A 22,077-nucleotide genomic window follows, 5' to 3' on the forward strand; every position below is an offset into this window, starting at 1 on the left:
GAAAAATACCCTCTCGGCCAGAAAAGACCGGGAGGGCTTGGTTTAACAGGAGGAGCCTATGGGACACAGAAAGATGCCTGCTTATGGCGAGAGGGAACACGGCGGCAGATACATTCTGGATGAATACGAATGGTCGAGAAATCACTGCAAGGCGGTGACCATCCGCAGATGGAAAAGAGACCTGAAAAAGAAAGCCAGGGCGCATAACCGCAGGGTGATGCATCAGGCAATGCAGGGCGAAGCCGATTAGACGGAAAATGGGGGCCTCAAAAGAATGAGAATCCCCTTCCAGTTTACTGTATATTACCTCTGGAAAGCAACGATAGCAAGGAGAAACGCCGCCATAATGTACACAAACATCTGGCAGCGGTTTTGTGTATCACACCAAACCAAAACGGGGGATACGAGGCAGAGTCCCAGCTTCTGCTGGGGGAGCCTTTTGGGATTCCTTAGAAGAAATCCCTCATGCTCATGCCGACCTCGTTCAGTCGTTCTTCCATGCTGTGGTAGTGCCAATCTTCTTCCTCTTCTTCGTCCTCTTCCTCAAGCTCCTCTGGGAAAGGGTCGTGCCGCCATCCGGCTTTCTGGTATTCTTCTTCCCGGATGTCGTTGCGGTCGTAAATGTCCAGCTCGTATTCTTCTTCAAGCTCTGCGATGCGGTTTTCGATTGCGGTTTCAACTTCTGTAATGGTCTTTTTCATGGTTTTTGTCCTCCGTTTTTGGTTTGGTTTTTCTTTGCTTTCGTTGTGTGTATAATGCCGCAGAAACACATATATAGCAAGTCAATCAGGGGTCATATATGTACCAAACATGAGGGACGAAGATCGTTGATAATATGACGTTTTATGGCCTTGCTATCACAGGGCGGTGACGGTAATATACAGCTACAAAAAGCAAAGGAGGACAGGAGAATGGCTGATTGGAGAACATGGAAAAAGGGAAGAAAGACAACATGGCACTGGAACGAATTTGATGGAAGAGGAAGCCGGGAAGGAATCATCACCGAGGTTCATGAAGACCACGCGATCATGGAAGCAGATGGCATGCACCTCTGGATCGACGATGACACGGCAGAGATGTTCAGCTAAGAAAACGGGGAGGGAAACCTCCCCGGATAAACACATAAATCCACCAGATCAGGGCGCAGATGATCGTGTACTTTAGCCGCTTGATAGTATCCGGCAGTGACGGTAATATACAGCTACCAAAACGAAAGGGGCAAAGAACATGGAACGCTACACTTACGAGATTACCTTTACACGGCTGGATGGACAGCCGGATGAAATCCAGCAGCACACCAGCGAGGAGCTGGCAAGAGAATGCTTCCGGCTTTTCGATGAGCCGGACAGCGCAGAGATGTACAGCAAAATTGAATTTAGCCGCCATGACTGGGAGACAGGCATGGATGAGATTCTGGAAACGATGACATTTTGAGAGGAGAACAAAAACATGACCTACACAAAAATCAACCTTTATCTTGCAAACGGAATTCCAGAGGCACTCAGCAACCTCTGGTACGGAAGCGACAGTGCGGTGGTCGAGATCAGGGATGCCGTTGAGGATGCGAAGAACGGCAAGGACCTTCTGAACCGCATCCAGAAGATGAAGCTCCTTCGGAAATTCACCCTCGACAGGGAGAACGACAAGTGCATCCGCTTCAAGGGAACGGACTGCTGGGGCAACGTAAGCTACCTCGAAATCATCCGCTAAAGGCAAGACCGACAGGCGCAAGGGGCTGGAAATGACCAGCCTTTTGCTCGTGTCTGTCTTCCGAAAGCTGGCATGAAAAGCACATAAATATGACAATTACAGGATTGAATGATCGTGTAGTTTAGCCGCTTGATAGTGTTTCGAGGTGACGGTAATATACAGTCACCGAAAGGGGAAAACAACAAAAACGGAGGATACGACAATGACGAAGAACGAAGACCGCATCAATAAACTTTTCAAGGAACTGGTACCGGATACGGGCAAGGCAGACAGCCTCGCAGGGGAGCTGGTAAGGGCAATGAGCCGCATCGGATACCGCTTTTACAACGACGGCGACCAGCTGGGCATCGGCTACGGCAAGGAAACCTGCAACCCTGCAGGGCGGTTCCTTGGAGCCAAGGGCAACGACAAAATCGCAAAGCTGACTGCAGATGCCTGGGCAGTCTACAGTGAGGAAGCCTACGAAAAGGTTCTGGACATCCTTTGCGGAGCGGTTGCCGACTATGTTGAGCAGAACCCAGACCTTAGAAACCAGCCGACCGAAGATATGTGGGACTTCAAGGATGAGGAAGAAGACCAGGATGACAGCTGGGATGAAGAGGAAGATGACTGGGGCGAAGAGGAAGATTACGAGGACGAAGAAGACTACTAAGCCAGAGAAACACATAGGGCTTGCCGGTAACGGCAGCCCTTTTCTTCTGCTGTAATACGCACAGTTCCGGGCGGCTATCTTTGTGTAGTATAGCCGCTTGATAGTGTGTGACATAGACGGTAATATGCACATACCGAAACGGAAAACCAAGAAAAACGGAGGAAACCACCATGAAGAAGAACATTACCAAGGAAGAAGAAAAAGCCCTGCTGGAAATCGCCAAGCGCCTGATGGCAGCGGTAGACAGTCGGGGCGACCTCGAAGCCCGCGACAATGACAGCGAGGACTTCATTGAGGTTCCGGTCTGGGGCATCCAGAAAGCAATGGAGGAAGCCTACCTGCTGGGACGGATGAACAGATAAACCGACAGCCCCCGACACAGCCCCACACAGGGGCTTGTGCCACGGGTGGCAAAACGATCCGAATGAAGCGACAACGCCCCACACAGGGGAAGATGTGGCGGCGTGGATGCCCCAGAAAGGAAAAGCACATGGAAGAACGGATGATGGATGTCATCGTGGAAATCTACAATCACATGGATGACAGCGATAAGGATGCCTTCACGCTGGAGGATGCCGAGGACATGGTAGCAGACCAGATCAGGATGGATAAGGAAGCCGGCCGGGAGCCGCTGGCCTACGACCCGCAATTCTTCTACGATACCATCGTAGACCTCATGGAGCAGGATGCCGAAAATGCAGAGTAATGTACATTCTGCCCGGTATTCTGGGAAGATGATCGTGCAGTATAGCCGCTTGCTACCCTTTGCACCTGACGGTAATATGCACATACCGAAAGGGGAAAGCCCCAAGGGAAAAACGAAAACACGGAGGATTTTACCATGAAAAAGCATTTGATTAATTTCCCAGAAAACAACATCAGCATCGAGAGCTTCTACGACCGACTCAGACCTTGCTACGACAGCATCATGCAGTTCGGTGACAGGGTTCTGGTTGCCCAGATGAACTGGAACGGCATGCTGGAGGGAGCGGTATACGGCTTTGTGGAAGACCCGGAGGAAGGCTGGTCACCGATTGAGTGCCGATTGGAGCTTCTGAAGATTTCCGATGAGACCTACACGGATGCCGGTCACGCGATCGAGTGGTGCATCAGGAACGCACACTGAAAAAAGGCAGAGCTCCTTCGGGGGCTTTTGCTCGTAGTGGCGGATTTCTCCGGCGTGTAAATACACATAAATCCGACAAAAAGGGGTGTGTATGATCGTGCAGCATAGACGCTTGCTATGTCCGGGCAGTGACGGTAATATACAGTCACAACGAAGGGGAAAGCCCTACGGAAAACAAAACACACGGAGGATACAGACCATGACGAACAAAGCAAAAACCTACCTTAAGAACATTCAGGGAGCCGACACCGAGAAGAAGCTAATTGGCATCGAGATCGCCTTCAAGCAGGACATGACCCTCAGCTGCAGCGACCTCGGAAGCCTTTGCAGGGCGGCAGAAGACAGGCGGTACAGCCTGCGTAACAATGAGGAAACGCTGAAGCTGAAGCAGATCCTTTTCTTCCGGACGAAAGCGGAGATGGACGCCTACCACGACATGAGCCGCAAGCCGGAAGACTGGACGGAAGCGGAGATCGAGCAGCAGAGAAGCCGCTTCTGCAGCGTCTGGCAGGTCATCGAGGAAGCGGAGCTGGTCGATGAATACGAGGCTTGGAAGGAAGCCAACCCCAACGCCTAACAGCACCCAAAAGGTACACGCCCCGAAAAGGGGCTGTGCCTCGTATCCGATGTGTTTTATATAAAGTTGCCGAAATGGGAAACTATTTGTTAGTTATACAGAAAAGTTTCTTGTTTAGGAAAATGATATTTCGAGGACTTCTTTGGAGGTCTTTTTTCTTTACCCATTTTTGCAGAAAGGAGGAGATGCCAATGGCTACCAGAGGCAGAAAACCAAAGCCGACCGCCATGAAGGAACTGGAAGGTAATCCGGGCAAGCATCCGCTGAACACCAGCGAACCGAAGCCCAATAAGAAAGCACCGGCCTGTCCGAAGTGGCTGGAGCCGGAAGCAAAGAAAGAGTGGCGTAGACTTGCCAAACAGATGGAAGCCATCGGCATCCTGACCGAAGTGGACATGGCGGCCTTTGCCGGTTACTGTCAGGCGTATGCCCGATGGAAGGAGGCAGAGGAGTTCATCACCCAGCACGGCACTATCGTCAAGACCCCGTCCGGGTACTGGCAGCAGGTGCCGCAGGTGTCCATCGCCCAGACCTATCTGAAGATCATGAACAAGTTTGCAGAGCAGTTCGGTCTGACCCCGTCCTCCCGAAGCCGGATCATTGCTTCGGACGGCGGTCCTGCGGATGCAGCTGATGAGATGGAGAATCTGCTGGGAGGAGGTGGAAGCTGATGGCAGAGTGCAGACCCCAAAACTATCCGAAACTGAAGGACTACAAACCCAGCCGGTTCATGCTTCCGACCTGCCATTACGATGCCGCAAAAGCAGACCGGGCAGTGACTTTTATCGAAAACCTGCGTCATACCAAAGGTAAGTGGGCAGGCAAGCGGTTCTGGCTTCTCCCTTGGCAGGAGCAGATCATCCGGGATGTGTTTGGCATCGTGGATGAAAAGGGAAACCGTCAGTTTCGCACGGCTTATGTCGAAATCGGCAAGAAGAACGGCAAATCTGAGCTTGCCGCTGCGGTGGCCTTGTATCTGCTTTTTGCCGATAATGAGCCATCTGCCGAAGTCTATGGTGCGGCGGCTGACCGCCAGCAGGCATCCATTGTTTTTGATGTTGCCCACCAGATGGTGCAGATGACCCCGGCACTTTTGAAACGGTGCAAGATCATGGCAGCCACCAAGCGCATCGTGAACTACGGGAACGCAGGATTTTATCAGGTTCTGTCTGCCGAAGTTGGTACGAAGCACGGTCTGAACGTGTCAGGTCTGGTGCTGGATGAGGTTCATGCCCAGCCAAACCGAAAACTCTACGATGTCCTTACCAAAGGTTCCGGTGATGCCCGTGAACAGCCGCTGTTCTTCCTGATCACCACGGCCGGCACGGACAAGGAGAGCATCTGCTACGAGCTCCACATGAAAGCCCTTGACCTGTTGGCCGGACATAAGATCGACCACACTTTCTACCCCGTGGTCTACGGTTTGACCGATGAGGATGACTGGCACGATGAAGCCAACTGGTATAAGGCAAACCCCTCATTGGGCCAGACCATCCAGATACAGCGTGTCCGGGATGCGTACCAGGAAGCACTGGACAACCCGGCAGAGGAGAATGTGTTCAAGCAGCTTCGTCTGAATATGTGGGTTGCATCGCTGACCCGGTTTATCCCGGAACACATCTACAATCTGGGCAACCAGCCCATTGATATGGAAGCCCTGAAAGGCCGTGACTGTTATGGAGGTCTGGACTTGTCCAGCACCGGAGACATCACGGCTTTTGTGCTGATGTTCCCACCGAGAATCCCAGAAGAAAAGTACATCATGCTTCCTTTCTTCTGGATACCGGAGGACACGATCCCCCAGCGTGTGCGCAGGGCATCCGTTCCGTATGATGTCTGGTATCAGCAGGGGTATCTGATGGCGACAGAAGGCAATGTCATTCACTACGGATTTATCGAGAAAGTCATCGAGGAGCTGGGTAAGACCTATCACATCTTGGAGATTGCCTTTGACCGATGGGGAGCCGTGCAGATGACCCAGAATCTTGAGGGGATGGGATTCACAGTCGTACCTTTCGGACAGGGCTTCAAAGATATGAGCCCGCCCACCAAGGAGTTCTACAAGCTCCTGATGGAAGGCAGGATCATCCACGGCGGCAACCCGGTCATGGCATGGATGGCGGGGAATGTGGTCGTGGATACCGACCCGGCAGGCAATATCAAGCCGACAAAGGCAAAATCGCCGGAGAAAATCGATGGTATCGTCGCTGCGATCATGGCACTGGACCGCTGCATCCGAAACGAAGGACAGCAGCAGGGAAGCGTCTACGACGAACGTGACATGATCGTTTTTTGATATGAAAAAGATGGAGGAAAACACAATGAAGTATCTGATGAGTGCAGAATGGTGGAAGGCAGCCGGCATCCGTGCTGCAAAGACGATGTTCCAGACCGGCGCGGCCCTGGTCGTGACACAGATGCCCGGCGGCACGGTGGACTGGATGGCAGTCGGCAGTGCAGTGATCGTGGCAGGTGTTGCGTCCCTCGGTACCAGCCTTGCCGGTCTGCCGGAACTGGAGAAGGAGGATAAGGCTTAATGGGATTCTGGGAATGGATGGGGTTTGAGAACCCAAGGGATTCTCCCAAAACAGAACAGCCAAAAGAAGGTCTGCCGCAGGTCACGGATAATGTCCGCGATTCCGGGCAGACCTTTGTGTTTGGCCGTTCCAATGCCGGGGAGCAGGTGGATGAGAAAGCCGCCATGCAGATCCCGACCGTGTATGCCTGTGTTCGTCTGCTGGCAGAGTCCATTGCGGCACTGCCACTGCATCTCTACCGGGTAACAGACGATAACGGCAATAAGGAAAAGGCACGGGATCATCCGCTGTATAAGATTCTGTATCGCCAGCCCAACCCGGAGATGACATCCTTTGTCTTCTGGGAAACGCTGATGACCCATCTGCTCCTCTGGGGCAACGCCTACGCACAGATCGTCCGGGATGGCAAGAATACGGTGCTGGGTCTGTATCCGCTTTTGCCGGAGAATGTCGAAGTTGACCGAGATGAGAGTGGCGAGCTCTACTATATCTACCACGCCTACACGGATGAAGTTCCGGGAGAGCAGAATAAAGACCTCTACTTCCGCCGGGACGAGATCTTCCATGTGCCGGGGCTTGGGTTTAATGGTCTAATCGGTTTCTCACCGATCGCCATGATGAAGAACAGCCTCGGCACTTCCATTGCCGTGGATAAATACGGTTCCTCTTTCTTCAAGAACGGCGCACAGCCAAGCGGTGTGCTGGAACACCCCGGCGTTGTGAAAGACCCGAACCGTATCCGGGATAGCTGGGAAGCGGCATATGGCGGTGCAGCCAATGCCCATCGTGTGGCTGTGCTGGAAGAGGGCATGGCCTACAAACCAATCTCCCTGCCACCGGAGGACAGCCAGTTTTTGGAAACGAAGCAGTTTTCCGTGACGGAGATCTGCCGTATCTTTCGTGTGCCTCCGCATCTGGTAGCCGATTTGTCCAGGGCGACCTTCTCCAACATTGAATACCAGTCGCTGAACTTCGTGATGCATTCCCTGACCCCGTGGCTTGTCCGCATCGAGCAGGGCATCATCAAGGATCTGCTGCTGGAGGAGGAGCAGGATACCTACTTCCCGAAATTCAATGTGGATGGTCTGCTCCGTGGCGACTACCAGAGCCGGATGAACGGCTATGCGACAGGAATCAGTAACGGCTTCCTCTCTCCGAATGATGTGCATCGTCTGGAGAACATGGACCTCATCCCGGCAGAGGAGGGCGGTGACGACTACTACCTGAACGGCGGCTATGTGAAGCTGAAAGATGCAGGGGTGGCACAGCAGAATAAAGCTGCCGCAGCCCAGCAGAATCAGCCGAAACAGACACAGCCCGACCCGGAAGAAGAACCTGACAGCGATAACCGGCTGAGTGAGAGTAAGCCACGGAAAAATGGAAGGAGAACCCGATGAAGAAATTCTGGAACTGGATCAAAAACAGTGACGACACCAGAATCCTCCGGCTGGAAGGCCCCATTGATGAGGAATCATTCTGGGGCGATGAAATAACGCCGCAGATGTTTCGGGATGAGCTGGAATCCGGCGAGGGGGATGTGACCGTCTGGATCAACAGTCCGGGCGGTAATGTGTTCGCCGCTGCCGAGATCTATACCATGCTTAAGGATTACAAGGGCAGCATCACGGTCAAGATCGATGCGATTGCAGCTTCGGCGGCATCCGTTGTCGCAATGGCCGGTGATACTGTCCAGATGAGTCCTGTCGCCATGCTGATGATCCATGACCCCAGCACCGTTGCAATGGGCAACACCAAGGACATGGAAAAAGCCATCGAGGTGCTGACCGAAGTCAAGGAGAGCATCATCAATGCGTATGCCGCAAAGTCTGGTCTGACTCATGCCCGCATTGCCAACCTCATGAGCAATGAGACCTGGATGAATGCGAAGAAGGCGGTGGAGCTGGGTTTTGCAGACGAGATCCTCTTTGCAAAGAAAGAGGAGGAGCCGGACAGTGACCCGGCAGACCCGGAGAATCCGGAAGAAGACCCTGACAGTGAACCGGGCGAGGGCGAAGAAAAGAAGCCGTTCCAGAAGGATACGGCAGGGCACCTTTTCTCCAGCCGTCAGATGGATCTAATCGTCCTGAACCGTCTGGGTGTGAAGCCGGAAGATGTGGGCCAGAAACACACTGAGCCGAAGGAACCGCCGGCTGACCCGAAACCGTCCGCAGAGCCGACCCCTCCGGCAGAACCGCCTGCCAATCCGGGGCCTGTTCTTGACATGGACGGCAAGACCGAGGATGGCAGCATCCCTTACAATATCCTGATGAAACAGCTTGAGTGCATGAAGTGATGTGCATTCGGGCTGTTTTTCATATCACCACAAATCAATCTATGGAGGACAAACACTATGAGTAAGATTCTGGAACTGCGCACCAAGCGCAACACTCTCTGGGAGCAGACCAAGGACTTTCTGGAGAAGAACCGCGGCGAGAACGGTCTGGTAAAGGCTGAGGCCGTGGAGCAGTACAACAAGATGGCACAGGAGGTCAAGGACCTGGGTGCAGAGATCGAGCGCCTGGAGCAGCAGGCACAGATCGAGGCACAGCTGTCCGCACCGACTTCCAGTCCTGTCCATGCTGACCCGAAGAACGGTGCCAAGAAGGATGTCAAGCCGACTGCCACTGCCGAGTATGCCGAGAACTTCTGGAACATGATCCGCAACCGTGGCCATTACGGCGAGGTCCGCAATGCCCTGTCTGTGGGTGAGGACACCGAGGGCGGCTTTACCGTTCCCGATGAGTTCGAGAAGAAGCTGGTGGAGGCACTGGAGGAGAACAACATCTTCCGTGGCATGGCAACGGTCATCCGCACCAGCTCCGGCACCCGCAAGATCCCTATCGCAGAGGATACCGGTGAGGCAAGCTGGATCGATGAGGGCGAGGAGATCCCGGAGAGCGATACCACTTTCGGTCAGACCATGCTGTCAGCGTACAAGCTGGGCACTATGATCAAGATCTCCAACGAGCTGCTGAATGACTCCGCTTTTGACCTCGCCACCTATATTGCCCGCCGTTTCGGTGTGCGTATGGGCAACGCAGAGGAGCGCGCCTTTATCACCGGTGACGGTGTGGGCAAGCCTCTGGGTCTGCTGGCTGAGACCGGCGGTGCCAAGGTCGGTGTGACCGCTGCCCAGAAGGATGCCGTTACCTTCGATGAGATCTTCAAGCTCTACTATGCACTGAAGGCTCCGTACCGCAAGAAGGCACAGTTCCTCTGCAACGAAGCCCTGGTGCTGCAGCTGATGACCATCAAGGACAACAACGGCAACTATATCTGGAAGCCGGGTCTGGAGATCGGCAAGCCGGATACCCTGCTGAACCGTCCGCTGAAGACTTCCGCCTTCATGCCGGAGATCAAGGGTGGCAGCAAGGTCATGGCCTTTGGCGATTACAGCTACTACTGGGTGGCTGACCGCCAGAACCGCACCTTCCGCCGTCTGAACGAGCTGTATGCCCGTACTGATCAGGTCGGTTTCCTGACCACCCAGCGTGTGGATGGCAAGCTGATCCTGCCCGAAGCCGTACAGCTTCTGCAGATGGCACCGCAGGGCTAAGAAAGTCTGGAAAGGAGGAGCCGGTTATGGCACTGATTCCGCTTTACGAAGCGAAGACCTATCTCCGCGTGGACAGCAGCGATGAGGATGCCCTGATCGGCATCCTTTTATCTTCTGCGGAGCAGATGTGCAAGGACGTTGGCCGTCTTTCGGAAGACCAGTGGGAGGCAGTCAATGCCGCTGACCGGGATGCCGAGAACGGAGTACAGCCCACAAGGGAACTGGAAGCCCTGCGCAGCACCTGTCGTGTGGCGATTCTGTATGCACTGGGGTATCTCTATGAGCACCGGGACGAAGCTGACCATAAGCAGCTGATGCTGACGCTTCGTTCCATTCTGTTTGCTGTGAGGGAGGGGGTGTTCTGATGATCGAGAAACTGAATGAGCGGATCACAATCGAGAAAAGCACGGTCGTGACCGATAAGGTCGGAAACCATCGGAACACATGGAAGGAATATTTCACCTGCTTTGCCTACGCTTCGACCTATCAGGCACAGGAAGAAGAAGGTGAGGTCACAGCCGAACAGAAGAGCGTGGTGTTTACGGTTCGCTGGTGCAGCGAGACCAGAGGATTAACTTCCACTGGTTACCGCATCCGCTTCCGGGAGCAGCTCTACAATATCGAATCCGTTGACCCGATGAACTATCAGAAGAAGATCCTGAAGATTCATTGCAGACTGGAGAGGAGGCAGCCGGATGAGCAGAACCGTCAGCATTGATGAGATGGCTGACGCCATCAACGAAGGCTTAAAAGAATATGCGACGCTTGCTTCCACGCAGGTGAAGAGTGCTGTCCGTAAGTCTGCCAAAACGGTCAAAGATCAGATTTCGGCCAATGCACCGTCCAGAACGGGCGCATACAAAGGAAGCTGGGTGGCGACCAAACAGTCCGAATCCAGCCAGAGCCTTCATATGGTGGTGCATTCCAAGAACCGCTACCAGCTGGCACATCTGCTGGAAAAAGGTCATGCCAAGCGCGGCGGCGGACGGGTGGCAGGAAGACCCCATATCGCTCCGGCAGAGCAGGCCGGTATCGAGCAGCTCCAGTCTCTCATCGAAAAGGCACTAAAGTAAGGAGGAACCAATGACCCACGAAGAAGTAAAAGCTCTGGTGGAGGAGATGGGGCTTCCTTATGCGTATGACCATTTCGCAGAAGGGGAGAGCCCTGATCCACCGTTTATCTGTTTCCTGTATCCGAAAGCCGAGAATTTCGGTGCAGATAACCTTGTGTACCACCACTTTAACCGGCTGGACATTGAGGTGTACACCGATTACAAAGACCCGGATATGGAAGCAAGCATTGAAGAAGTCCTGACCGCACACGAACTCTACTATGAGAAAAGCGAGGTCTGGATCGAAACCGAAAAGATGTATGAAGTCCTGTATGAGCTGACTGTGTGATGCTCATGCAGGATATTTTTATGGGAGGAACACTATGTCGAAGAAAAGCAATAAGGTCAAATTTGGCCTGAAAAACTGCCATTATGCCAAGGCGACCTTTGACGAAGATGGCAGTGTCACCTATGCAAAGCCGGTCCGTATCCCCGGTGCCGTCAGTCTTTCTATGGATGCCAATGGCGAGATCGAGCCGTTCTATGCGGACAATATCGCCTACTATGTCGTGAATAACAACTCCGGCTATGAGGGGGATCTTGAGATCGCGCTGATCCCGGAGAGCTTCCTCACGGACATCATGCACGAGGAACTGGATGGCAACGGCGTGCTTGCGGAGAACGCTAATGTGGAACTGGAACATTTCGCCTTCCTGTTCGAGTTTGATGGCGACCAGCGCCACATCCGTCATGTGCTGTACAACTGTGTGGCAAGCCGTCCATCCATCGAGGGTGAGACCAACGAGGACAGCAAAGAAGTCAAGACGGACACCCTGAACCTGCAGGCAACCCCTCTGGCAAACGGTTATGTCAAGGCAAAGACCGGTACCAACACTACCGATGATGTCTACAACAAGTGGTACGATGCGGTCTATGAGCCGCAGGCAGAAGCTGTGGACACCGAAGACACCAGTCACACTGAGGAGCCGCAGGGCTAAGTGATCGACACACACCGCAGGGCTTCGGCTCTGCTTACATTATTATAAAGAGGTATATGACTATGAAGAAGATTTTTCCTTTGTTCGCAGTGATCATCGTTCTGGTACTGGCTGTCTGCTCGTTCCACATCATCCCCACCGGTTACACGGGCGTGAAGACCAGCTTCGGCCAGATCCAGGAGACCACCATCCAGAGCGGCAAGCTCAACTTCTGCATCCCCTTTGTGCAGAGCATCCACAAGGTCAACAACAAGCAGCAGGATAAGCACATCGAAGCACAGGTCTGGGGCGAAGCCTCTGACAAGACCCCTGTGTATGCCGCTGATGTCATCGTGACCTATCAGGTGCTTCCAGAGAAGAGTGCATGGCTGTATGCGAATGTGTCCGACATCAAGAATCTGGTCGGTGACGAACTTGTGGCATCTGCCATCAAGTCTGCGATGGCAGAACTTGGTCCCAATGAGGTAACCAACCGAACCAAGATCGAACCGCTGGCACAGCAGAAGCTGGCAGAGTCTCTTGTGCAGAAATACGGCGACGATGTTGTGTTTGTGAACAAGGTCGTCATCAACGACATGAATTTCGAGGATGCTTATAACGAAGCCATCCAGCAGAAGTCCATTGCCCAGCAGACTGCTGACAAGCAGAAGATCGAGAATGAAGCCGCCATTGCCAAGGCAGAAGCGGATAAGCAGGTGGCAATCACCAATGCAGAGGCGGAAGCCCAGAAGACTTCCATTGCCGCAGAAGCACAGGCAGAGGCAAACCGCAAACTGGCAGAAAGCCTGTCCGATACACTGATCGATTACCAGAAGATCCAGAAGTGGGATGGCAAGCTGCCCACTGTGAGTGGCGGTAATGCACTGGTCAGCATTGACCCGGCAGAGTAAGAAACACGATATACGGCAGGGCTTCGGCTCTGCCAATTTTACATGAAATTTTGGAGGATTACGATTATGGCAGTTACAAAGAAAATCGAGATCGATGGCAAGGAAGTCACCTTTAAGGCAAGTGCGGCTGTGCCTCGCCTGTACCGCATCAAGTTCGGCCGTGACATTTACAAGGACCTGCGCCAGCTGGAAAAGAGCGTAGGGGAGAATGAAGAGGATAATTCCAACCTCGACCTGTTCAGTCTGGAGATGTTTGAGGACCTGGCATGGCTGATGGCCCGTCATGCGGACCCAGCAAAGGTGCCGGACAGCCCGGAGGAGTTCCTCGACCAGTTCAATACCTTTTCCATTTATCAGATCCTGCCCCAGCTGATCGAACTGTGGGGCCTGAATGTGCAGACCGAGGTGGAATCCAGAAAAAACCTCGAAAAAGTGAGCGGGAAATGACCACCCCGCTCTTTCTGCTGCGCTGTGTACAGCTCGGTATCAGCATCGCCGATCTCGACCTGCTGACCATCGGGTTGGTCAATGATATGTTCACGGAGCGGCAGAACGACGACTATCCGTACAAAGAGCTGGCTTCGCAAAGTGATTTTGACAAATTTTGACAGAATAAAACTCGACGAGCGTGCATATATTAAATATGAAATAAGCACGCTCGTTTGATTTTGCTTGACTATCGTGCTTATTTCGATTACAATATAAGCACGGAAGGATGGTGATTCTATGAATGAGATGACAAGATTAGTTCAAAATCATGATTACCTTACGCCGAGAATTGCGGGAAAATCTGGAATTTCAAAATTTAAGTTTTACAAATATGTTCGAGAAAACGGATTGGAGCCGGTCAGCCGTGGTGTTTATTCTACGGGAGCGGATTGGGTCGATGAGTTGTATGTGCTTCATAAGAGATGCCCGAATGCTGTTTTTTCACATGACGAGGCTTTTTATTATCATGGTCTGACAGACAGAGAACCGTTTGTCCACACACTTACCATATACAGCGGTTACAATGCGCATCGGCTTACAGCGGATGGAAGTTGTAAAGTATATACGGTAAAACGGGAATTACTGGATGTCGGAAAGATTATTGTGAAAGACAATGACGGGAATATGATTCCAATATATGACCTGGAACGAACGATTTGTGATCTGATGAGAAGTCGGAGCAGTATTGAAGCACAGGATTTCAATTCCGTTCTGAAGACATATGTTTCCAGAAGAGACAAGGACCTGAATCGACTTATGGAATATGCAAAGCTGTTTCGGGTTGATAATGTGATCCGCAGATATATGGGGGTATTATTGTAAAATGCAGCTGACACCTGAACAGGTTAAGGGAAGAATTAAGAATGTGGCAAAGGAAAACAAGGCAGATGCCAGAACGCTCATGCGAATTTATATGATGGAGCGTTTCCTTGAGAGAGTTGCCAATTCGCAGTATAAAGATAATTTTATCATCAAAGGCGGAATGCTGGTGACAGCAATGGTTGGCGTAGCATTGCGGTCCACGATGGATATCGATACGAGTATTAAAAATCAGAATCTGTCGGCAGAAGATGCCAGACGGATTGTGGATGAAATCAAGGACATCGACCTTGGCGATGGAGTGACCTTTGAGGTTAAGGAAGTTTCCAATATCATGGATGAAATGGAATATCCGGGTATTCGGTTTACTATGAATGCCGTGATGGGAAAACTCGTTACACCGATGAAGATTGATATTTCTACAGGAGATGTTATCACGCCAAGAGCAATCGAGTACAACTATAAATTGCTCTTGGATGACCGTTCCATCAGCCTTTGGTCGTATAATTTGGAAACAATTCTGGCAGAAAAACTTCAGACGGTCCTTGCAAGAGGTCTTTTGAATACCCGAATGAGAGACTTCTATGATATCAAGACCCTGCTTTCTATTTACGAGCAGGACATCGATGCTGATGTGCTGAAAAAGGCATTTGAGGCAACCTGTAAGAAAAGAAGCACCGAAAATCTGAAAGAGGAAGCACCCAAAATTATGGCTGCCGTCAGTGATGACGCACAGTTACATACACTTTGGAAGTCCTACCAGAAGAAATATCCGTATGCTACTGATATCAGCTATGAGGATATTATGGAGAGCACAATGCTCTTATGGAGTATAATTCAATAATCGGTAGCAACCCCGTTGGAGAAATCTGACGGGGTATTTTTATACCCATTTTTAGCCTGTCTGTCCCGTGCAGATGGGCTTTTTTCATGCCTGCAAGGAGGTGGTTACGCAAATGGCATCTAGAATCCAGGGCATCACCGTTGAGATCGGCGGCGATACCACAAAGCTCTCCAAAGCACTGGAAAATGTAAACAAGTCAATCAAGGGGACGCAGTCCGGACTGAAGGATGTCAACAAACTCCTGAAACTGGACCCCTCCAATACAGAACTGGTTGTCCAGAAGCAGAAGATGCTGAAGGATGCCATTGAAGCCACTAAGGAAAAGCTGGCAACTTTGAAAACTGCCGCACAGCAGGCTAATGAGCAGCTTGCCAACGGTGAGATCACCCAGCAGCAGTACGATGCCCTCCAGCGTGAGATTGTGGAGACCGAACAGAATCTACGATCCTTACAGGATCAGGCAGCGACCACGAATGCGACTCTTGCCAAGATTGATGAAGCCGGAGAAAAGCTCCAGAACATTGGATCTTCTGTAGAGAATGTCGGCAAGAAGTTCCTGCCGGTGACTGCCGCTGTAACGGGTCTTGGCACTGCTGCAGTGAAGACCGCAGCCGATTTCGATTCCGAAATGAGTAAGGTCTCTGCCATTTCCGGTGCGACCGGGGATGATTTTGACCAGCTTCGTGCGAAAGCCCGTGAGATGGGTGCGAAGACCAAGTTCTCCGCATCCGAGGCAGCTTCGGCGATGGAATACATGGCCATGGCCGGATGGAAAACGGGGGATATGCTAGGCGGTATCGAGGGTATCATGAACCTCGCGGCGGCGTCCGGTGAAGACCTCGCCACGACTTCGGATATCGTCACGGATGCCCTCACAGCTTTTGGTTTGTCTGCTGCGGATTCCGGGCATTTTGCAGATATCCTTGCAGCCGCTTCCTCCAATGCGAATACCAACGTCAGCTTGATGGGCGAGACGTTCAAGTACTGTGCGCCTATCGCCGGTGCGTTTGGGTTCTCGGCAGAGGATACCGCAGAAGCCATCGGTCTGATGGCAAATAGTGGTATCAAGGCTTCGCAGGCTGGTACGTCCCTTCGTACCATCATGAACAACCTTTCCGGTGAAGTGACCTTTGCAGGCAAGAACATCGGTGAGGTTACGATTGCCACCAGCAATGCAGATGGCAGTATGAGGAGCCTGAACGATATCCTCGCAGACTGCCGTGTAGCATTCTCCGGCTTGACCGAATCTGAAAAAGCATCCAATGCAGAGGCACTGGTCGGCAAGAATGCGATGTCCGGTTTCCTTGCCCTGATGAATTCCAGCGAGACGGACATCAACAAACTGCGTGGTGCCATTGAAAACTGCGATGGCGCATCCGAGAGCATGGCAGAGACCATGCAGGACAATTTAAATGGTCAGCTCACCATCCTGAAATCTCAGCTGGAGGAGCTGGCTATTTCTTTTGGCGATATCCTGATGCCTACCATCCGCAAGATCGTATCTGCCGTGCAGCAGTTCGTGGACAAGCTCAACAGCATGGATGAAAGTACCAGGGAAACGATCATCAAGATCGGACTCCTGGCGGCATCCATTGGCCCGCTGCTCATTGTGCTTGGTAAGACCATATCGACCATCGGCACAGCGATGCGGGGTTTCAGTTCTCTTGCAAAGTGTGTCCGGCTTCTCATCACCCATGTGGGCAGTGCCAGCGGTGTGTTCAGCAAGCTGGGGGTGGTTCTGGGTGGTCTGTCCGGGCCGGTCGTAGCCGTGGTGGCGGTCATCGGTACGCTGGTGGCGGCTTTTATGAATCTCTGGAACACCAACGAGGAGTTCCGTACTGCCATTACCGGCATCTGGAACGACATCGTTTCCAAGGTGAAAGGCTTCTGCGACCAGCTGACACAGCGGATCAATGGGCTGGGCTTTGATTTTAAGGATGTCACTGAGGTACTGAAAGCTGTCTGGGATGGCTTCTGTCAGGTGCTTGCACCGCTGTTTGAGGGAGCATTCCAGAATATTTCGACCATCCTCGGTGTCGTTCTGGATACATTGCTTGGCCTGTTCGATGTCTTTTCCAATGTGTTCTCCGGCAACTGGAGCGGCGCATGGGAAGCGGCAAAGGGCATCTTCTCCAGTATCTGGGATGGCGTGAAGTCCATTTTCTCCACGACCCTTACTGCTCTGAAGAGTGCGCTGGATGTGTTCCTTGGTCTGTTCGGTACGGACTGGCAGACTGTCTGGGGCAGTATCAAGAACTTCTTCGAGACCGTGTGGAACGGAATCAGCAGCTTCTTCTCAAACACAGTTTCTGCTATCCAGAGTGTGGCGACGACTGTGTTCACTGCGGTTTCGAGCTTTTTTACGACTGTCCTTACGAGTATCCAGACGACCTTCAGCACCATCTGGACGGCCATTTCCACAGCAGTTTCGTCTGTGCTGAATACGATCAATACCACGGTGACAACTGTGTGGACGGCGATCTCGACCGCGATCTCTACGGTCATGAACACCATCAGCACGACGATCACTTCGGTGTGGAACGGCATCTACAACACCATGAAACCTTTGTTGGATGCGTTCCAATATCTGTTTGAGACCATCTGGCAGGCAATCCAGATCCTGATCGGCGCAGCACTGACCGCGATCCAGACGAAGATCACTTCCATCTGGAACGCCATCGTCGCCTTTGTGACTCCGATCCTGACTGGATTGCAGACGACTTTCTCTACGGTTTGGTCCGCAATCCAGACAGCCATCTCCACGGTGCTGACAGCAATCCAGACCGCAGTGACGACGGTATGGAATGCCATTGTATCGTTCTTGACTCCGCTGCTGACTGGCATTCAGACCCGGATGAGTACGGCATGGAATGCGATCAAGACGGTCATTTCGACTGTCCTTTCTGCGATCCAGTCTACGGTTTCTTCCATCTGGAGCGCCATCAGCAGCAAGATCTCCGGTGTGGTAAATGGTATCAAATCGGTGGTTTCTTCCGGCTGGAATGCCATGAAATCCACAGTATCGTCCCTCAGTAACAGCATCAAAAGTGCGGCGACCACAGCTTTTAACTCCATGAAATCCGGGATTTCCTCTACGATCTCCGGTATCAAGACCACCATCACGAACGGCTTTAACAGTGCAGTTTCCTTTATCAAGGGTCTGGCTGGACAGGCATTCTCGTGGGGCTCTGACATGATCGGCAACATTGTGTCCGGTATCCAGTCGAGGATTCAGGATGTGGCAAGTGCCGTATCGGGAGTGGCAGACCGTATCCGTTCCTTCCTGCACTTCTCTGTGCCGGATGAAGGACCTCTGGCAGATATGGAAAGCTGGATGCCGGATTTCATGCAGGGTCTGGCAAACGGTATCACGACCAACACCAGCCTTGTGACTGCGGCGGCGGAGAACCTGTCCACCACGCTGTCTACCTCCATCACCAACTCCATGAGGGGTGTGGAGCAGGCATACAGTAAGAGCTGGGCAGCCATTAGCCAGACGGTGAAAACCGGAACGGCAGGTGTAAGTGCCGCGATGAAATCTGCATGGAGTTCCATTACGACCAGTACTGCCAGCACATGGAACAGCATCAAGACCACCATCCAGACCAGCTTTGCGGCGGTGAAGACCAATGTGACCTCTGCGACAGCAGCAGTGAAAACGTCCATGACCAGTGCATGGAATGCAGTGAAGTCGCTGACAACGACCAGCTGGAACGGCATTAAAACGGTCATTACCACAGCGTGGAACGGGATCAAGTCCCTTACTACTTCTGCGACTGCTTCTGTAAAATCCTCCATGACAAGCGCATGGAATGCGGTGAAAACTCTGACGAACACCAGCTGGAATGGTATCAAGACGGTGATTACGACAGCGTGGAACAGTATCAAGTCTCTTACAACTTCCTCTGTATCCGCAGTTCGCAGTACGGTCACAAGCAGCTGGAACACACTGAAATCCACCACGACCTCTGCTTTCAATAGCATCAAGTCCACAGTGTCTTCGGCAATGTCCAGTCTGCGCAGCACGGTTTCTTCCGGTGTTGCAAGTATCAGGAGCAGCTTTAACTCGCTCGGTTCGATTGCTTCTTCGGCATACCGTTGGGGCGCAGATATCTGTTCCCAGATGGCGGCAGGTGTCCGGGCAGCAGCCGGTTCCGTGATCGCAGCGGCAGAAAATGTCGCAAGCAGGGTTAGAAGTCTGCTGCATTTCTCTGTGCCAGACGAAGGTCCTCTGTCCGATGCAGACACCTATATGCCGGACTTCATGAAACTGCTGGCGACCGGAATTAAGAAAAATGTCAAGAGCGTGGTCAAAGCCGTGAAAGGATTAGCCGGCTCCATGAGCGATAACCTCACGACACCGGTCGATTCTCTTGGAAACTGGATGGATTCTGTGGTCGGCAGTTTTGCCACCACGATCAAGAGAAGCCAGAGCGGTATCGGCAGTGCTGCAAGGGGTGTGGGAAGCGGTATCCAGTCCCAGCTGATGTCCGGGTTTTCCGGGCTGAAAACACAGTTCCAGGCAATCTGGACGGATTTGCAGGGAATCACCAAAGCAGCAGTCGGTGGCATGAGCGATGAGGTAAAGCAGGGTTTTGCGGATATGAAGGATTCCATTGGAGAGCTGAGTTCTCAGACCAGTTCCCTTGGAAATGGAATTCGCAGCCTTGGCGATACTTTCAACTCGGATTTTCTAAAGAGTCTGGGCAATGGCATCAGCAAGGTTGGTGACACGGTCAATACGGTCACCGGTCTTGTGGACAAGCTCGGTTCCATGAAGAACACCATCGGAAACCTCGGAAGTACGTTGCAGAACCTCGGCAATGTTCTTGGCTCCGAAAACGGAGGCGGTCTGCTGTCCAACATCGGCAGTTTCCTGTCGAAGATCGGCAGCGCAGATGGCGGTCAGATCGTGTCGAACTTTGGCAACCTGATCTCCGGGCTGACCTCCAAAATGGGCGGTCTGGGAGAGGGAATCTCCGGTATCATCTCGAAGCTGGGAAGCCTTGGCTCCAGCGGTGGGGGAATCCTGTCGAATCTGGGCGGGCTGCTTTCCGGTGTAGTGACGAAGATCGGCGGCTTAGGCGGCAGTCTTTCTGGGCTTCTGTCTGGTGTGGGTTCCACATTGGGCGGAATTGCTGGTTCTGCCGGCTCCGCAATCGCAGGACTGTTCGGCTCGGTTGGCACGGCCGTATCTGGTCTGGCGGCAGGTGCGGGTACGGCTCTTGCAGGCGTAGCAAGCTCCGCAGGTGGTTTCCTCGCATCCGCAGGCACAGCACTTGCTGGTCTGGCGGGTCCTGCAGGTATCGCAGTGGCGGCCGTTGGCGGCATCGGTCTTGGACTGACCGCTCTCTGGAAAAACTGCGATGGCTTCCGGGAAGGAGTCACGAATATCTGGAACAAGGTCACTTCGGTATTCTCGAATGGAGTAAATGCCATCAAGAACGGTATCTCCAATGCGGCTTCTGCCATCGGCAACGTGGCATCGTCCATCTGGGGCGGTATCAAGAACGTGGCTTCCTCGGCAGTCAGCTGGGGCAAGGATATCGTTGGCGGTATTGCAGGAGGCATCAAGAAGGGTGTGAGCTGGGTCGGCAGTGCGGTCAAGAGTGTGGCAAGCGGTATCCGTTCGTTCCTGCACTTCTCTGTGCCGGATGAAGGACCTCTGGCAGATGCGGACACCTATATGCCAGACTTTATGAAGCTGCTTTCCGGCGGCATCAAGAAAGGCGAGGGCGAACTAATCAGCCAGATCAAGTCGATGGCAGCAAAGGTGCAGCAGGGTATGGAGGGCATCAGTTCCTTCAGTCTGCCGGAACTGACCCTGCCGCACTTCGATGGCTCTGGCTGGAACTTCCCGCAGGCGGCTCTGGCCGGAGGCGGTACCACCCGGACGACCAACCTTGGTGGCGTATATATCACGGTCAACGGCTACAATGCCCGGAACGATGATGAACTCGCACAGACCGTTGCCGATAAGATCAACGGCATGATCCACGAGGATGATTCGGTCTTCAAGTAAAGGAGGAGATGCGTATGGGCTATAACACCCCAAAGCAGACAGTATCACAGTTTCAGCTCAAAGGCAGATATGCCAGACAGTATCTGTCCTTTGCCGGGAAGTCCAGCAAGGACTTCCTTTTATATTTGTCTGGCCCCGGTGTGTATGATTCCCCGGCTGCGGATGTGGAGAGCACCTCCGTACCCGGCAGGAACGGGGACATCATCACCGAGAATGCAAGGACAGGCAGGCGTAGGTATCAGAACGTGGATATCAAGTATAAGGCATTTTTCTTCAACGGTCTGCCTGCCAAGACCGCAGCGGTCAAGGCATGGCTGTTATCTCCGATCGGGTATCAGAAATTGCAGGACACCTACGACCCGGATTTCTTCCGGATGGCAGTCTGCAAGGACGCCCTGGAATTTGATGTGACAGCCCAGAAAGCCGCTGAGATGGAGCTGACATTCAACTGTAAGCCCCAGCGTTGGAGCGTGGATGGGCAGAGGGTGATCCGGCTGGATGGCAGGTCGACCTTAAAGAACCCCTTCGCTTTTCCGGCACAGCCTATCTTCAAGATCTACGGGGATTCTGGCGGCGAACTGTATGTGGGTGAGGAGAAGATCACCATCCACAGCATCAAGGACTACGTGCTGCTCAATTGTGAAACGCACAACGCTTACAACGCTTCCGGCTTCTGCAATGAGACCATCCTTTCGGATGATTTCCCGGAACTGCCGGAGGGAAAGACACAAATCGCATGGACAGGCGGCATCACGGCGGTGGAGGTGACTCCACGCTGGTGGACGCTGTAAGAGGGAGGTGCAGC

At 52.7% G+C, this 22,077-nt stretch carries 27 protein-coding genes and 1 pseudogene; 27 read left to right on the forward strand and 1 reads right to left on the reverse strand.

Annotation, left to right across the window (positions count from 1 at the left end; all coding sequences use genetic code 11):
* The first annotated feature begins 58 nt into the window (after positions 1–58).
* A complete protein-coding gene (locus DWY89_RS00245) occupies positions 59–250 on the forward strand; it encodes a hypothetical protein (RefSeq protein ID WP_107000231.1) in 192 nt (63 codons plus the stop codon).
* Between the two features lie 199 nt (positions 251–449).
* Here DWY89_RS00245 and DWY89_RS00250 read toward each other — a convergent pair whose 3' ends face one another.
* Positions 450–701, reverse strand: a complete 252-nt coding sequence (locus DWY89_RS00250) for a hypothetical protein (protein WP_107000230.1) — start codon at positions 699–701, stop codon at positions 450–452.
* 210 nt (positions 702–911) lie between these two features.
* Here DWY89_RS00250 and DWY89_RS14265 point away from each other — a divergent pair, with 210 nt between their 5' ends.
* From DWY89_RS14265 to DWY89_RS00370, 26 genes and pseudogenes are all read left to right on the forward strand, one after another.
* Positions 912–1,088: a hypothetical protein gene (locus tag DWY89_RS14265; protein WP_182434457.1), complete on the forward strand. Its 177-nt coding sequence runs from the start codon at positions 912–914 to the stop codon at positions 1,086–1,088.
* A gap of 139 nt (positions 1,089–1,227) precedes the next feature.
* On the forward strand, positions 1,228–1,434 hold the full coding sequence (locus tag DWY89_RS00255) for a hypothetical protein (RefSeq protein ID WP_107000229.1): 207 nt from the start codon (positions 1,228–1,230) through the stop codon (positions 1,432–1,434).
* Between the two features lie 15 nt (positions 1,435–1,449).
* The gene (locus tag DWY89_RS00260; protein ID WP_118524249.1) at positions 1,450–1,710 is read left to right on the forward strand and encodes a hypothetical protein; all 261 of its coding nucleotides are present in this window, start codon (positions 1,450–1,452) and stop codon (positions 1,708–1,710) included.
* A gap of 202 nt (positions 1,711–1,912) precedes the next feature.
* On the forward strand, positions 1,913–2,362 hold the full coding sequence (locus tag DWY89_RS00265) for a hypothetical protein (RefSeq protein ID WP_118496666.1): 450 nt from the start codon (positions 1,913–1,915) through the stop codon (positions 2,360–2,362).
* 170 nt (positions 2,363–2,532) lie between these two features.
* Positions 2,533–2,724: a hypothetical protein gene (locus tag DWY89_RS00270; RefSeq protein WP_182434458.1), complete on the forward strand. Its 192-nt coding sequence runs from the start codon at positions 2,533–2,535 to the stop codon at positions 2,722–2,724.
* 62 nt (positions 2,725–2,786) lie between these two features.
* On the forward strand, positions 2,787–3,068 hold the full coding sequence (locus tag DWY89_RS00275) for a hypothetical protein (RefSeq protein ID WP_147353320.1): 282 nt from the start codon (positions 2,787–2,789) through the stop codon (positions 3,066–3,068).
* A 135-nt stretch (positions 3,069–3,203) separates the two neighbouring features.
* Positions 3,204–3,488, forward strand: a complete 285-nt coding sequence (locus DWY89_RS00280) for a hypothetical protein (RefSeq protein ID WP_118496669.1) — start codon at positions 3,204–3,206, stop codon at positions 3,486–3,488.
* A gap of 199 nt (positions 3,489–3,687) precedes the next feature.
* Positions 3,688–4,065, forward strand: coding sequence for a hypothetical protein (locus DWY89_RS00285; protein WP_118524251.1), 378 nt, complete (start codon positions 3,688–3,690; stop codon positions 4,063–4,065).
* Positions 4,066–4,256: 191 nt separating this feature from the next.
* On the forward strand, positions 4,257–4,736 hold the full coding sequence (locus DWY89_RS00290; protein WP_107000223.1) for a phage terminase small subunit P27 family: 480 nt from the start codon (positions 4,257–4,259) through the stop codon (positions 4,734–4,736).
* A complete protein-coding gene (locus DWY89_RS00295) occupies positions 4,736–6,361 on the forward strand; it encodes a terminase TerL endonuclease subunit (protein WP_207663370.1) in 1,626 nt (541 codons plus the stop codon). The genes DWY89_RS00290 and DWY89_RS00295 overlap by 1 nt, the downstream gene beginning before the upstream one ends.
* A 25-nt stretch (positions 6,362–6,386) precedes the next feature.
* Positions 6,387–6,602, forward strand: a complete 216-nt coding sequence (locus DWY89_RS00300) for a holin (RefSeq protein ID WP_243022635.1) — start codon at positions 6,387–6,389, stop codon at positions 6,600–6,602.
* On the forward strand, positions 6,602–7,999 hold the full coding sequence (locus DWY89_RS00305) for a phage portal protein (RefSeq protein ID WP_243022636.1): 1,398 nt from the start codon (positions 6,602–6,604) through the stop codon (positions 7,997–7,999). The genes DWY89_RS00300 and DWY89_RS00305 overlap by 1 nt, the downstream gene beginning before the upstream one ends.
* A pseudogene (locus tag DWY89_RS14470) lies at positions 7,996–8,541 on the forward strand (head maturation protease, ClpP-related); the annotation flags it as partial. The gene DWY89_RS00305 and the pseudogene DWY89_RS14470, both read left to right, overlap by 4 nt.
* A 411-nt stretch (positions 8,542–8,952) precedes the next feature.
* A complete protein-coding gene (locus DWY89_RS00315; protein WP_118524253.1) occupies positions 8,953–10,158 on the forward strand; it encodes a phage major capsid protein in 1,206 nt (401 codons plus the stop codon).
* A gap of 26 nt (positions 10,159–10,184) precedes the next feature.
* On the forward strand, positions 10,185–10,523 hold the full coding sequence (locus tag DWY89_RS00320) for a head-tail connector protein (protein ID WP_118524254.1): 339 nt from the start codon (positions 10,185–10,187) through the stop codon (positions 10,521–10,523).
* Positions 10,523–10,876 (forward strand): phage head closure protein, encoded by a 354-nt coding sequence (locus tag DWY89_RS00325; RefSeq protein WP_118524255.1) that lies wholly within the window; start codon positions 10,523–10,525, stop codon positions 10,874–10,876. The genes DWY89_RS00320 and DWY89_RS00325 overlap by 1 nt, the downstream gene beginning before the upstream one ends.
* Entirely contained in the window at positions 10,854–11,231 is a 378-nt protein-coding gene (locus DWY89_RS00330; protein ID WP_118524256.1) for an HK97 gp10 family phage protein, read from the forward strand. Before DWY89_RS00325 ends, DWY89_RS00330 begins: the two co-directional genes overlap by 23 nt.
* 10 nt (positions 11,232–11,241) lie before the next feature.
* Positions 11,242–11,559, forward strand: a complete 318-nt coding sequence (locus DWY89_RS00335; protein ID WP_118524257.1) for a hypothetical protein — start codon at positions 11,242–11,244, stop codon at positions 11,557–11,559.
* Positions 11,560–11,593: 34 nt separating this feature from the next.
* Positions 11,594–12,208 carry a major tail protein gene (locus DWY89_RS00340; RefSeq protein WP_118524258.1) on the forward strand — a complete coding sequence of 205 codons (615 nt, stop codon included), beginning with the start codon at positions 11,594–11,596 and terminating at the stop codon, positions 12,206–12,208.
* A gap of 62 nt (positions 12,209–12,270) precedes the next feature.
* Positions 12,271–13,098 (forward strand): SPFH domain-containing protein, encoded by an 828-nt coding sequence (locus tag DWY89_RS00345; protein WP_182434459.1) that lies wholly within the window; start codon positions 12,271–12,273, stop codon positions 13,096–13,098.
* 66 nt (positions 13,099–13,164) lie between these two features.
* Entirely contained in the window at positions 13,165–13,545 is a 381-nt protein-coding gene (locus DWY89_RS00350) for a hypothetical protein (protein ID WP_118524260.1), read from the forward strand.
* Positions 13,542–13,706 carry a hypothetical protein gene (locus tag DWY89_RS14270; RefSeq protein WP_173769484.1) on the forward strand — a complete coding sequence of 55 codons (165 nt, stop codon included), beginning with the start codon at positions 13,542–13,544 and terminating at the stop codon, positions 13,704–13,706. The genes DWY89_RS00350 and DWY89_RS14270 overlap by 4 nt, the downstream gene beginning before the upstream one ends.
* Positions 13,707–13,824: 118 nt before the next feature.
* The gene (locus DWY89_RS00355) at positions 13,825–14,409 is read left to right on the forward strand and encodes an abortive phage infection protein (protein ID WP_118524261.1); all 585 of its coding nucleotides are present in this window, start codon (positions 13,825–13,827) and stop codon (positions 14,407–14,409) included.
* Position 14,410: 1 nt separating this feature from the next.
* Positions 14,411–15,250 (forward strand): nucleotidyl transferase AbiEii/AbiGii toxin family protein, encoded by an 840-nt coding sequence (locus tag DWY89_RS00360; protein ID WP_118524262.1) that lies wholly within the window; start codon positions 14,411–14,413, stop codon positions 15,248–15,250.
* Between the two features lie 112 nt (positions 15,251–15,362).
* Positions 15,363–21,272, forward strand: a complete 5,910-nt coding sequence (locus tag DWY89_RS00365; RefSeq protein WP_118524263.1) for a phage tail tape measure protein — start codon at positions 15,363–15,365, stop codon at positions 21,270–21,272.
* A 14-nt stretch (positions 21,273–21,286) separates the two neighbouring features.
* On the forward strand, positions 21,287–22,063 hold the full coding sequence (locus DWY89_RS00370; protein ID WP_118524264.1) for a hypothetical protein: 777 nt from the start codon (positions 21,287–21,289) through the stop codon (positions 22,061–22,063).
* Positions 22,064–22,077 lie beyond the last annotated feature (14 nt).

Origin of the sequence: Clostridium sp. AF27-5AA, assembly GCF_003478415.1 — a bacterium.
GTDB classification, from domain to species: Bacteria; Bacillota; Clostridia; order Lachnospirales; family Lachnospiraceae; genus Otoolea; species Otoolea fessa.